This is a genomic window from Klebsiella sp. 54, assembly GCF_018223875.1.
GTDB lineage: Bacteria > Pseudomonadota > Gammaproteobacteria > Enterobacterales > Enterobacteriaceae > Klebsiella > Klebsiella quasipneumoniae.
Window position 1 is genome coordinate 159,608 of sequence record NZ_JAGRRA010000004.1, and the last position, 13,069, is coordinate 172,676.

Genomic DNA, 13,069 nt, shown 5'->3' on the forward strand with positions numbered 1-13,069 from the left:
GACCTGCAGGATGACATGTAGAAAGTTGAGGCTTGCCGACTTCGGCAGGCCGGTCCCTTAAGGAGAGGACAATGGTTGCGGTAAGAAGTGCACATCTTAATAAAGCTGGTGAATTTGACCCGAAGAAATGGATCGCGAGTCTGGGGATTTCCAGCCAGCAGTCGTGTGAGCGCTTAGCCGAAACCTGGGATTATTGTCGCGAAAAAACGCAAGGACACCCGCTGGCGGACCTGCTGCTGTGGCGGGGCGTCGAAATGGTGGAGATCCTCTCCACCCTAAGTATGGATATCGATACCCTGCGCGCGGCGCTGCTGTTCCCGCTGGCCGACAGCGAAGTCGTCAGCGAAGCGGTTATGCAGGAGAGCGTGGGTAAATCGGTCGTGACCCTGATTCACGGGGTACGGGACATGGCCGCCATCCGTCAGCTGAAAGCTACTCATACCGACTCAGTATCTTCCGAGCAGGTGGATAACATTCGCCGCATGCTGCTGGCGATGGTGGACGATTTCCGCTGCGTGGTTATCAAGCTTGCCGAACGTATCGCGCATCTGCGCGAGGTCAAGGACGCGCCGGAAGATGAGCGCGTGCTGGCGGCGAAAGAGTGCACCAATATCTATGCTCCCCTGGCGAACCGCTTAGGTATCGGCCAGCTGAAGTGGGAGCTGGAAGATTACTGCTTCCGCTACCTGCACCCGGCAGAGTACAAGCGTATTGCCAAACTGCTCCACGAACGCCGTATCGACCGCGAGCATTATATCGACGAGTTCGTCGGCCACCTGCGGGCAGAAATGAAAGCCGAAGGGGTCAAGGCCGAGGTCTATGGTCGGCCGAAGCATATCTACAGCATCTGGCGCAAAATGCAGAAAAAACACCTCGCCTTTGACGAGCTGTTTGACGTTCGCGCGGTGCGCATCGTGGCCGAGCGGTTGCAGGATTGTTATGCCGCGCTGGGGATCGTTCATACTCACTACCGTCATCTGCCGGATGAGTTCGATGATTACGTGGCCAACCCGAAACCCAACGGCTACCAGTCTATCCACACCGTGGTGCTGGGGCCGAGCGGCAAGACGGTGGAGATTCAAATCCGCACCCGGCAGATGCATGAAGACGCCGAGCTGGGCGTGGCCGCGCACTGGAAGTACAAAGAGGGCGCGGGAGCGGGTACCAGCGGCGGTCGCGGCTATGAGGACCGTATCGCCTGGCTGCGCAAGCTGATTGCCTGGCAGGAAGAGATGGCCGACTCCGGCGAAATGCTCGACGAAGTGCGCAGCCAGGTCTTTGACGACCGGGTGTATGTCTTTACGCCGAAAGGCGACGTGGTGGACCTGCCGGCGGGGTCGACGCCGCTCGATTTTGCCTACCATATCCACAGCGACGTCGGTCATCGCTGCATCGGCGCTAAAATCGGCGGCCGCATCGTGCCGTTTACCTATCAGCTGCAGATGGGCGATCAGATCGAAATTATTACCCAGAAGCAGCCGAACCCGAGCCGCGACTGGCTCAACCCTAACCTCGGCTACGTTACCACCAGCCGCGGACGCTCCAAAATTCACGCCTGGTTCCGTAAGCAGGATCGCGACAAAAACATTCTTGCCGGCCGGCAGATCCTTGACGATGAGCTGGAGCATCTGGGCATCAGCCTGAAGGATGCGGAAAAGCACCTGCTGCCGCGCTACAATTTCAACGAGCTCGATGAACTGCTGGCGGCCATCGGCGGCGGCGATATCCGTCTCAACCAGATGGTCAACTTCCTGCAGGCGCAGTTCAATAAACCGAGCGCCGCCGAGCAGGATGCGGCAGCGCTGAAGCAGCTGCAGCAGAAAACCTATGCTCCGCAGAACCGCACCAAGGATAATGGCCGGGTGGTGGTGGAAGGGGTTGGCAATCTGATGCACCATATTGCCCGCTGCTGCCAGCCGATCCCGGGCGATGAGATCGTCGGCTTTATCACTCAAGGGCGCGGGATTTCCGTGCATCGCGCCGACTGCGATCAGCTCGCTGAACTGCAGTCGCATGCCCCGGAGCGCATTGTCGATGCGGTATGGGGCGAAAGCTACTCGGCGGGATATTCGCTGGTGGTCAGGGTGGAGGCGAACGATCGCAGCGGGTTACTGCGCGATATCACCACCATCCTCGCCAATGAGAAGGTGAACGTGCTGGGCGTCGCCAGCCGCAGCGATACCCGTCAGCAGCTGGCCACCATCGATATGACCATCGAGATTTACAACCTGCAGGTGCTGGGCCGGGTGCTCGGTAAGCTGAACCAGGTGCCCGATGTGATCGACGCGCGTCGTCTGCACGGCGGTTAATTCGTCTCCAGGCCGGATAAGGCGAAGCCGCCATCCGGCAATTTCGCAACGTCGGATAAGGTCGAAACGCCTTATCCGGCCGACTTTTTTTTTGAATTTCCAGGATTGTCACATGACTCAAATTGACCGCTTGCTCGGCATCATGCGCCGCCTGCGCGACCCGGAAAACGGCTGCCCGTGGGATAAAGAGCAGACCTTTGCCACCATCGCTCCCTATACCCTCGAAGAAACCTATGAAGTGCTGGACGCTATTTCGCGAGAGGATTTTGACGACCTGCGCGGTGAGCTGGGCGATCTGCTGTTCCAGGTGGTGTTCTATGCGCAGATGGCGCAGGAAGAGGGACGTTTTAACTTTGACGATATCTGCGCCGCCATCAGCGACAAGCTGGAGCGCCGCCATCCCCATATCTTCGCTGATGCCACCGCGGGAAACAGCAGCGAAGTCCTGGCCCGCTGGGAGCAGATCAAAAGCGCGGAGCGGGCGGAAAAAGCCCAGCACTCGGCGCTGGACGACATTCCGCATAGCCTGCCGGCGTTGATGCGCGCGCATAAAATCCAGCGTCGCTGCTCGGCGGTCGGTTTTGACTGGACCTCGCTGGGCCCGGTGCTCGACAAAGTGCATGAAGAAATTGATGAAGTGATGCATGAAGCGCAGCAGGCGGTGGTGGATGAAGCGAAACTGGAAGAGGAAGTGGGCGATCTGCTGTTCGCCACGGTGAATTTATCCCGCCATTTAGGGGTCAAAGCCGAGGTGGCGCTGCAAAAAGCGAACCGCAAATTCGAGCGGCGCTTTCGCGAAGTCGAGCGCATTGTCGCCGCCCGCGGCCTGGAAATGACCGGCGTCGACCTCGATACCATGGAAGAAGTATGGCAACAGGTAAAACGCCAGGAAACTGATCTCTAACGAGTTTTCGTGATCAAGCGCGATTTGTGTGATTTTATAAATAACAAGCGCTTGATTTACGTCAAAAACATTTCGCCAAAAGCGTCTATTTTCTCTTTCCGTTATGTCGTTGAAACACCATGTAGCCTGCCTCTTCGAGTTGTTCGGGTCGCAACACAGGTGCAACTTGAAGAACGAAGGGGAGGGGAAGAATGAAAGTTTGTGGCGTCACGCATGTTCGGGTATACTACTTTCCCGTCCTGGTTATTCCATCGTTTTACCCTAACTTCTCAGGTTCAGCATGACAACGAACTATATTTTTGTGACCGGCGGGGTCGTATCCTCTCTGGGTAAAGGCATTGCCGCAGCCTCCCTGGCAGCCATTCTTGAAGCCCGTGGTCTCAACGTGACCATCATGAAACTGGATCCGTATATCAACGTCGATCCGGGCACCATGAGCCCAATCCAGCATGGGGAAGTGTTCGTTACTGAAGACGGCGCAGAAACCGATCTGGACCTGGGCCACTACGAGCGTTTCATCCGCACCAAGATGACTCGTCGTAACAACTTCACCACCGGTCGAATCTACTCCGACGTGCTGCGTAAAGAGCGCCGTGGCGACTATCTGGGCGCAACCGTACAGGTTATTCCGCACATCACCAACGCCATTAAAGAGCGCGTACTGGCTGGCGGCGAAGGCCATGACGTGGTGCTGGTGGAAATCGGCGGTACCGTAGGCGATATCGAATCCCTGCCGTTCCTCGAAGCTATTCGTCAGATGGCGGTAGAGATCGGCCGCGAGCATACCCTGTTTATGCACCTGACTTTAGTGCCGTACATGGCCGCCGCCGGTGAAGTCAAAACCAAACCGACTCAGCACTCCGTGAAAGAGCTGCTCTCCATCGGTATTCAGCCTGACATCCTGATTTGCCGCTCCGATCGCGCGGTTCCGGCCAACGAACGGGCGAAAATTGCTTTGTTCTGTAACGTTCCGGAAAAGGCTGTTATTTCTCTGAAAGACGTCGATTCCATTTATAAAATTCCAGGCCTGTTGAAATCTCAGGGGCTGGACGATTATATTTGTAAACGATTCAGCTTAACTTGTCCGGAAGCAAACCTGGCCGAATGGGAACAGGTAATCTATGAAGAAGCCAATCCGGCAGGCGAAGTCACCATCGGCATGGTCGGTAAGTACATTGAACTGCCGGACGCCTACAAGTCGGTGATTGAAGCGCTGAAACACGGTGGTCTGAAAAACCGCGTTACCGTCAACATCAAGCTGATCGATTCGCAGGATGTGGAAACGCGCGGCGTCGAAATCCTCAAGGATTTAGATGCTATCCTTATCCCGGGCGGCTTCGGCTACCGCGGTGTGGAAGGTAAGATCGCCACCGCGCGCTATGCGCGTGAGAACAATATTCCTTATCTGGGCATTTGCCTGGGTATGCAGGTTGCGCTGATTGAATTCGCGCGCAATGTAGCGGGTATGGAAAACGCCAACTCGACGGAATTTGTGCCAGACTGTAAATACCCGGTTGTGGCCCTGATTACCGAATGGCGTGACGAAGATGGCAACGTTGAAGTCCGCTCCGAGAAGAGCGATCTGGGCGGCACCATGCGCCTGGGCGCGCAGCAGTGCCAGCTGGATGAGGATTCTCTGGTGCGCCAGCTGTACGGCGAGCCGACCATCACCGAGCGCCATCGTCACCGCTACGAAGTCAACAACATGTTGTTGAAACCGATTGAAGCTGCCGGTCTGCGCGTTGCGGGCCGTTCCGGGGATGATCAGTTGGTCGAGATCATCGAAGTGCCGAACCATCCGTGGTTTGTGGCCTGCCAGTTCCACCCGGAGTTTACTTCGACGCCGCGTGATGGACACCCGCTGTTTGCCGGCTTTGTGAAAGCCGCCAGCGAGTACCAGAAACGCCAGGCGAAGTAAAAAGAGTTAGAACGGCAATGCACCCATCCGGGTGCATTGTTTGTCTGGAGTTTTAGTTTAACTTGTACTGAGGAAAACCTAATGTCCAAAATCGTTAAAGTCATCGGTCGTGAAATCATCGACTCCCGTGGTAACCCGACTGTTGAAGCCGAAGTACACCTGGAAGGTGGTTTCGTCGGTATGGCAGCTGCTCCGTCAGGTGCTTCTACTGGTTCCCGCGAAGCGCTGGAACTGCGCGATGGCGACAAATCCCGTTTCCTGGGTAAAGGCGTAACCAAAGCTGTTGCTGCGGTAAACGGCCCGATCGCTCAGGCAATCCTGGGCAAAGATGCCAAAGATCAGGCTGGCATCGACAAGATCATGATCGACCTGGACGGTACTGAAAACAAATCTAACTTCGGTGCGAACGCAATCCTGGCCGTTTCTCTGGCGAACGCCAAAGCAGCTGCTGCCTCCAAAGGCCTGCCGCTGTACGCGCACATCGCTGAACTGAACGGCACTCCGGGCAAATACTCCATGCCGGTTCCGATGATGAACATCATCAACGGCGGTGAGCACGCTGACAACAACGTCGACATCCAGGAATTCATGATTCAGCCGGTTGGCGCGCCGACCCTGAAAGAAGCAGTACGCATGGGTTCTGAAGTGTTCCATCACCTGGCGAAAGTGCTGAAGTCCAAAGGCATGAACACTGCCGTTGGTGACGAAGGCGGCTACGCGCCGAACCTGGGTTCCAACGCCGAAGCGCTGGCTGTTATCGCTGAAGCGGTTAAAGCAGCAGGCTACGAGCTGGGCAAAGACATCACCCTGGCGATGGACTGCGCAGCGTCTGAATTCTACAAAGACGGTAAATACGTTCTGGCCGGCGAAGGCAACAAAGCGTTCACCTCTGAAGAGTTCACTCACTTCCTGGAAGAGCTGACCAAACAGTACCCGATCGTCTCCATCGAAGATGGCCTGGACGAATCTGACTGGGAAGGTTTCGCTTACCAGACCAAAGTACTGGGCGACAAAATCCAGCTGGTTGGTGACGACCTGTTCGTAACCAACACCAAGATCCTGAAAGAAGGCATCGAAAAAGGCATCGCTAACTCCATCCTGATCAAATTCAACCAGATCGGTTCTCTGACCGAAACTCTGGCTGCTATCAAGATGGCGAAAGACGCTGGCTACACCGCTGTCATCTCTCACCGTTCTGGCGAAACTGAAGACGCGACCATCGCCGACCTGGCTGTGGGTACCGCTGCAGGCCAGATCAAAACCGGTTCTATGAGCCGTTCTGACCGCGTTGCTAAATACAACCAGCTGATTCGTATCGAAGAAGCGCTGGGTGAGCAAGCGCCGTTCAATGGTCGTAAAGAGATCAAAGGCCAGGCTTAATCCTGTCCTGATGAAATAACCATGCCAGCCTTCGGGCTGGCATTTTTTTTATACCTGCGGCCATTATTTAAAGTCGACGGCCATTTGCTGAGGAATCGACAGCCCGCGGGTGGTTTCCACGCAGCGGTCGATGTAATCGGTAAAGCGCGGCGGTTTTGGCATCCCCATGCTCAGCAGCTTGTCGTTGCTAAAGCGCACGTTCAGCGTGGCGAACGCGCCATATAAGCGCATCGCTTTCAGCATCAGTCGCTCATTGCACGGCCCAAAAATTCCTTTCAGTTCGCGACGCATTTTGACCAGCGTTTCATAACTCACCTGGGCGTACTTATCTCCCACCGGCGCCTGCTCCAGCGCCAGGGCCATCGCCCGGTCGATGTCGGCAAACTTCACGCTGTTCTCCTCACCGGCAGAGATATGCACTACCTCGCCGTGGGCCAGCGGCTGGTTAAGCAGCATCAGCAGGGCGTCGGCGCAGTAGTCCACCGGGATAACATCGATTCGGTCCTCCATCGCGCACATAAATTTCTGCAGCATCAGCCCCATGCTGAACACCCAGAAGATACTGCTGGAAGGCCGGCAGCCGTGATGAGTATGGCCCACCACAATAGAAGGGCGGGCAATGACCAGCGGTAGCGTAGGGCAGTGCTGCTGCATCAGTTGCTCGATGGCCGATTTCGAGTGGGTATATTCCACCAGATGCTCGGCGCGCTGCCGAAATTCCGCGCTCTCGGCGACCAGCGAATCCGGCTCCGGTGAGCAGGACATTGCGGTGCCGACGTGGAGAAAACGCTGCAGACCCGCCACCTGCGCCATCCGTTGCGCCAGACGCAGCGTACCCGTAACGTTAACCTTCCAGATGAGCGGGTTGCTGCCAAACGAGGCGACAGCGGCGCAGTTGAGAACATGGGTGACTTGCTCAAGCCGCGGATCGTTAAGAAAATGCTCCGGAGAGGCGAGATCGCCCAGCAGGATCTGCTGCGGTCGCAGCATCGCCAGTTTCTCCTCGGCGATGTTGAACTTACGCATGTTTTCCTTGACCCGTTCCAGGCCTGCCTCGGGGCTGTTGGCACGCACCAGTAGCAGCAGATCTAATTGGCTATCCTGATGGAGTATTTTCTCTAACGCCGCGCCGCCCAGAAAACCGGTGACGCCGGTAATGAATAATGTGGTCATAAACGCTATCTCATTATGGTTGGTCTGCGGGATTCTAGGAGGGCCAAAGTAAACGACGATTAAATAAAAAATGGCGGGCAGCAGGACTTTATTAAGAGGGGCTTAAGCTTATTTTCGGCGGCGGATTGGATTCGACTCTCAGACCAGGTAAATAATTCACTCTTTCATGTATCAATTTGTACATGCATGTATTTAAACATGTTTTTATTTTCCGCTGACGTTTTTTATGTTCTGGTATATAACACGAAAAACATCTTCTGTTACATCTTTCTTCGCTGCAGTACGCTCCGCTGTTTATTTAAATCCTTACCACACTAATGAAATAAACGAAAACAGATGCATACTTTTAATTAACAATGAATAACGTCCGGGGTGAGAAAGCGACCCCGTGAGGGAAAAACGATCGCAGCGCAGGACAAGACCTGGACAGTGAAATCTGCGATAATAAGCGTTTATCACCCTAAACAGAGATGACTATGCAGTACCCGATTAACGAGATGTTCCAGACCCTGCAAGGCGAGGGTTACTTCACCGGCGTGCCTGCCATTTTTATTCGTCTGCAGGGATGCCCGGTAGGATGCGCGTGGTGTGACACCAAGCATACCTGGGACAAACTGGCCGATCGGGAAGTGTCGTTGTTCAGCATCCTGGCGAAAACCAAAGAGAGCGATAAGTGGGGGCCGGCAAGCAGTGAAGATCTGCTGGCGATTATCGGTCGTCAGGGGTGGACTGCCCGCCATGTGGTCATTACCGGCGGTGAGCCCTGCATTCACGACCTAACGCCGTTAACCTCGCTTCTGGAACAAAACGGCTTTAGCTGTCAGATTGAAACCAGCGGCACCCATGAAGTGCTTTGCAGCCACAACACCTGGGTGACAGTTTCCCCGAAGGTCAACATGCGCGGCGGGTATGACGTGCTGTCTCAGGCCCTGCAGCGGGCGGATGAGATCAAGCATCCGGTAGGGCGCGTCCGCGACATCGAAGCGCTGGACGAACTGCTGGAAACGCTGAGCGATGACAAACCGCGGATCATCGCCCTGCAGCCGATCAGCCAGAAAGAAGACGCGACGCGCCTGTGTATCGACACCTGCATCGCCCGCAACTGGCGCCTGTCCATGCAGACGCACAAATATCTGAATATCGCCTGATAAAAAAGCCCGGTAGCATACTGACCGGGCTTTTTTTCGCTTACTCGCCGCGATAGACGCAGCCGGCGGTGCAGGTCTCTTTCACCATCACGGCGCTCAGCAGCGGCACCCGCGGTTTCATCTCATCCCAGATCCATTTGGCCAGCACTTCGCTGGTAGGGTTTTCCAGACCGGGGATATCGTTCAGATAATAGTGGTCCAGGCGATCGTAGGTCGGCTTGAAGGCGGCCTTCAGCTCGGCGAAATCCATGATCCACCCGGTATGGGGATCGACTTCACCGGTTATCTCCAGACGCACCATAAAGGAGTGGCCATGCAGGCGACCGCATTTGTGTCCTTCCGGGACGTGCGGCAGGTGGTGGGCGGCTTCGAAGGTGAAATCTTTAAACAGCGTGGTGGACATCATTGACTCTCAACAGGACGAAAAAAACCGCCGTAGGGTACCGGAAAGTACATTTTTTCGCATTAACTAAAACGGCCCTGAACAGAAAATCGACACATTTATCTGGGTTAAGTCCATAAAGTTTCGATATTTCAGATGGTTATTTAATCGATTTTGTTGTTAATAACTACAACTAAAACCGGTTAGTCCATTTGGTTATTTATTATTTCCATCCCTTCTTTAATTGTTACTATGCCCGCCGTTAACCTTCTATTCTCTTCTGTTTTTGTCGCGCTGACAGGGTGCGAATAACAGCTTTGCTTACTGGAACAAACGACGCATGACGACACAGGCCCCACCTTCCAACTTGCTGCCGCTCAACCCGGAGCAACTGGCGCGCCTTCAGGCGGCCACCACTGACTTCACGCCCACTCAGCTCGCCTGGGTGTCTGGCTATTTCTGGGGCGTGCTGAATCAGCACTCTGGCGCAGCGGCAGCCGCTCCCGCCCCGGCCGCCGAGGTCCCGACGATCACGCTGATTTCCGCCTCGCAAACCGGCAACGCTCGCCGCGTCGCCGAAGCGCTACGTGACGATCTGCTGGCGGCGAAGCTGAACGTGAAGCTGGTGAATGCAGGTGATTATAAATTCAAACAAATTGCTGCTGAAAAACTGCTGGTGGTCGTGACCTCCACCCAGGGGGAAGGTGAGCCGCCGGAAGAAGCGGTCGCATTGCATAAGTTTCTGTTCTCTAAAAAAGCGCCGAAGCTGGACGGAACCGCATTCGCCGTCTTTGGCCTCGGCGATACCTCTTATGAATTCTTCTGCCAGTCCGGCAAAGATTTCGACAGCAAGCTGGCCGAACTTGGCGCGGAACGCCTGCTCGATCGCGTCGACGCCGACGTTGAATATCAGGCTGCGGCCGCTGAATGGCGCGCGCGCGTCGTTGAGGTGCTGAAGGCTCGTGCGCCGGTCGCCGCGCCCGCTCAGCTGGCCGCCAGCGGCGCAGTGAACGACATTCATACCAGCCCATACACCAAAGAGGCTCCGCTAACGGCGACCCTGTCGGTCAACCAGAAAATCACCGGCCGCGATTCAGAAAAAGATGTACGCCATATCGAAATTGACCTCGGTGATTCCGGTCTGCGCTATCAGCCGGGCGACGCGCTGGGCGTCTGGTATCAAAACGATCCTCAGCTGGTGAAAGAGCTGGTGGAGCTGCTGTGGCTGAAAGGCGACGAGCCGGTAACCGTCGAGGGCAAAACCCTGCCGCTGGCGGAAGCCCTGCAGTGGCATTTTGAGCTGACGGTCAACACCGCCGCTATCGTTGAGAACTACGCCACCCTGACCCGCAGCGAATCGCTGCTGCCGCTGGTGGGCGATAAAGCTCAGCTGCAGCAGTATGCCGCCGCGACGCCGATCGTCGATATGGTCCGTTTCTCACCCGCGCAGCTGGACGCTGAGGCGTTAATCGGTCTGCTGCGCCCGCTGACGCCGCGTCTGTACTCCATTGCCTCCTCGCAGGCGGAAGTGGAGAGCGAAGTGCATGTCACCGTGGGCGTGGTGCGCTATGACATTGAAGGCCGCGCCCGGGCTGGCGGCGCCTCCAGCTTCCTCGCCGACCGCGTGGAAGAGGATGGCGAAGTCCGCGTCTTCATCGAGCACAATGACAACTTCCGTCTGCCGGCTAACCCGGAGACGCCGGTGATCATGATTGGCCCGGGCACCGGTATTGCGCCGTTCCGCGCCTTCATGCAGCAGCGCGCAGCGGACGGGGCGCCAGGTAAGAACTGGCTGTTCTTCGGCAACCCGCACTTCACTGAAGATTTCCTCTATCAGGTGGAGTGGCAGAGCTATGTAAAAGAGGGGCTGCTGACCCGTATCGATCTGGCCTGGTCCCGCGATCAACAACAAAAAATCTATGTGCAGGACAAACTGCGTGAGCAGGGGGCCGAGCTGTGGCGCTGGATCAATGATGGCGCCCACATTTATGTCTGCGGCGACGCCAATCGTATGGCGAAAGACGTGGAACAGACTTTACTGGAAGTGATTGCCGAATACGGCGCGATGGACGCCGAAGCGGCGGACGAATTTTTAAGTGAGCTGCGCGTTGAGCGCCGTTATCAGCGAGATGTCTACTAATGAGCGAAAAACATCCGGGGCCTTTAGTGGTCGAAGGTAAACTGACCGATGCCGAGCGTATGAAGCTCGAGAGCAACTACCTGCGCGGCACCATTGCGGAAGATTTAAACGACGGTCTGACCGGCGGTTTTAAAGGCGATAACTTCCTGCTGATCCGTTTCCACGGTATGTACCAGCAGGACGATCGCGATATCCGCGCGGAACGCGCCGCTCAGAAGCTGGAGCCGCGCCATGCAATGCTCCTGCGCTGCCGTCTGCCGGGCGGGGTGATCACCACCACCCAGTGGAAGGCGATCGATAAGTTTGCCTCCGAGAACACCATTTACGGCAGTATTCGCCTGACCAACCGGCAGACTTTCCAGTTCCACGGCATTTTGAAAAAGAACGTCAAGCCGGTGCATCAGATGCTGCACTCGGTGGGGCTGGACGCGCTGGCCACCGCCAACGATATGAACCGTAACGTGCTGTGCACCTCCAACCCGTACGAGTCGCAGCTGCACGCCGAGGCCTACGAGTGGGCGAAAAAGATCTCCGAGCATCTGCTGCCGCGCACCCGCGCCTATGCCGAAATCTGGCTGGATCAGAAAAAGGTCGCCACCACTGACGAAGAACCGATCCTCGGTCAGACCTATCTGCCGCGTAAGTTTAAAACCACGGTGGTGATCCCGCCGCAGAACGATATCGATCTGCACGCCAACGACATGAACTTCGTAGCGATCGCCGAAAACGGCAAGCTGGTGGGCTTTAACCTGTTGGTGGGCGGCGGTCTGTCTATCGAACACGGTAACAAAAAAACCTACGCCCGCACGGCGAGCGAATTCGGTTATCTGCCGCTGGAGCATACTCTGGCGGTGGCGGAAGCGGTCGTGACCACCCAGCGCGACTGGGGTAACCGTACCGACCGTAAGAATGCGAAAACCAAGTACACCCTTGAGCGCGTTGGCGTCGAAACCTTCAAGGCGGAAGTGGAGCGCCGGGCAGGTATTAAGTTTGAGCCGATCCGCCCGTACGAATTCACCGGCCGCGGCGACCGCATCGGCTGGGTGAAGGGGATTGATGATAAATGGCACCTGACGCTGTTTATTGAAAACGGCCGCATTCTGGATTATCCGGGGCGCCCGCTGAAAACCGGTCTGCTGGAGATTGCTAAGATCCATCAAGGTGAATTCCGCATCACCGCCAACCAGAACCTGATCGTCGCCAGCGTACCGGAAGATCAGAAGGCGCGGATCGAGAAGCTGGCGCGGGATCATGGCCTGATGAATGCCGTCACCCCGCAGCGCGAAAACTCAATGGCCTGCGTCTCCTTCCCGACCTGCCCGCTGGCGATGGCGGAAGCCGAGCGTTTCCTGCCGTCGTTTATCGACAAGGTGGAAGGGGTGATGAGCAAGCATGGCGTGAGCGATGAGCATATCGTCACCCGCGTCACCGGCTGTCCGAACGGCTGCGGCCGCGCGATGCTGGCGGAAGTGGGGCTGGTGGGGAAAGCGCCAGGCCGCTATAACCTGCACATCGGCGGTAACCGCAGCGGCACCCGCATCCCGCGGATGTACCGGGAGAACATTACCGAGTCGGAAATTCTCGACTCGCTAGACCAACTGGTAGGGCGCTGGGCGAAAGAGCGCGAAGCGGGTGAAGGCTTCGGCGACTTTACGGTGCGTGCGGGCATCATTCGCCCGGTGCTCGATCCAGCCCGCGATTTCTGGGAGTAACAT

General features: G+C 56.4%; 9 protein-coding genes. 7 read left to right on the forward strand and 2 right to left on the reverse strand.

The annotated features are described in order from the left end of the window. Positions 1–71 precede the first annotated feature (71 nt). From relA to eno, 4 genes are all read left to right on the forward strand, one after another. Positions 72–2,309 (forward strand): GTP diphosphokinase, encoded by a 2,238-nt coding sequence (gene relA / locus KHQ24_RS12240; protein WP_004205575.1) that lies wholly within the window; start codon positions 72–74, stop codon positions 2,307–2,309. Between the two features lie 112 nt (positions 2,310–2,421). After that, complete coding sequence (mazG, locus tag KHQ24_RS12245; protein WP_004205577.1) at positions 2,422–3,213, forward strand: nucleoside triphosphate pyrophosphohydrolase; 792 nt, start codon at positions 2,422–2,424, stop codon at positions 3,211–3,213. 280 nt (positions 3,214–3,493) lie between these two features. Then, on the forward strand, positions 3,494–5,131 hold the full coding sequence (gene pyrG, locus KHQ24_RS12250) for a glutamine hydrolyzing CTP synthase (protein WP_004205579.1): 1,638 nt from the start codon (positions 3,494–3,496) through the stop codon (positions 5,129–5,131). An 81-nt stretch (positions 5,132–5,212) separates the two neighbouring features. Next, positions 5,213–6,511 (forward strand): phosphopyruvate hydratase, encoded by a 1,299-nt coding sequence (gene eno / locus KHQ24_RS12255; RefSeq protein WP_002915213.1) that lies wholly within the window; start codon positions 5,213–5,215, stop codon positions 6,509–6,511. Between the two features lie 63 nt (positions 6,512–6,574). On the opposite strand, the gene KHQ24_RS12260 is transcribed toward eno, so the two are convergent. Then, a complete protein-coding gene (locus KHQ24_RS12260; protein ID WP_004205581.1) occupies positions 6,575–7,684 on the reverse strand; it encodes an SDR family oxidoreductase in 1,110 nt (369 codons plus the stop codon). Positions 7,685–8,160: 476 nt separating this feature from the next. Between KHQ24_RS12260 and queE the strand changes: the two genes are divergently transcribed. Then, entirely contained in the window at positions 8,161–8,832 is a 672-nt protein-coding gene (gene queE, locus KHQ24_RS12265; RefSeq protein ID WP_004205582.1) for a 7-carboxy-7-deazaguanine synthase QueE, read from the forward strand. A 40-nt stretch (positions 8,833–8,872) separates the two neighbouring features. Here queE and queD read toward each other — a convergent pair whose 3' ends face one another. Then, on the reverse strand, positions 8,873–9,238 hold the full coding sequence (gene queD / locus KHQ24_RS12270) for a 6-carboxytetrahydropterin synthase QueD (protein WP_004174641.1): 366 nt from the start codon (positions 9,236–9,238) through the stop codon (positions 8,873–8,875). A gap of 316 nt (positions 9,239–9,554) precedes the next feature. On the opposite strand from queD, the gene cysJ reads away from it, so the two are divergent. Beyond that, positions 9,555–11,354, forward strand: coding sequence for an NADPH-dependent assimilatory sulfite reductase flavoprotein subunit (cysJ, locus tag KHQ24_RS12275; RefSeq protein ID WP_004205584.1), 1,800 nt, complete (start codon positions 9,555–9,557; stop codon positions 11,352–11,354). Beyond that, entirely contained in the window at positions 11,354–13,066 is a 1,713-nt protein-coding gene (gene cysI / locus KHQ24_RS12280) for an assimilatory sulfite reductase (NADPH) hemoprotein subunit (RefSeq protein ID WP_048325532.1), read from the forward strand. Before cysJ ends, cysI begins: the two co-directional genes overlap by 1 nt. Positions 13,067–13,069: the final 3 nt, after the last annotated feature.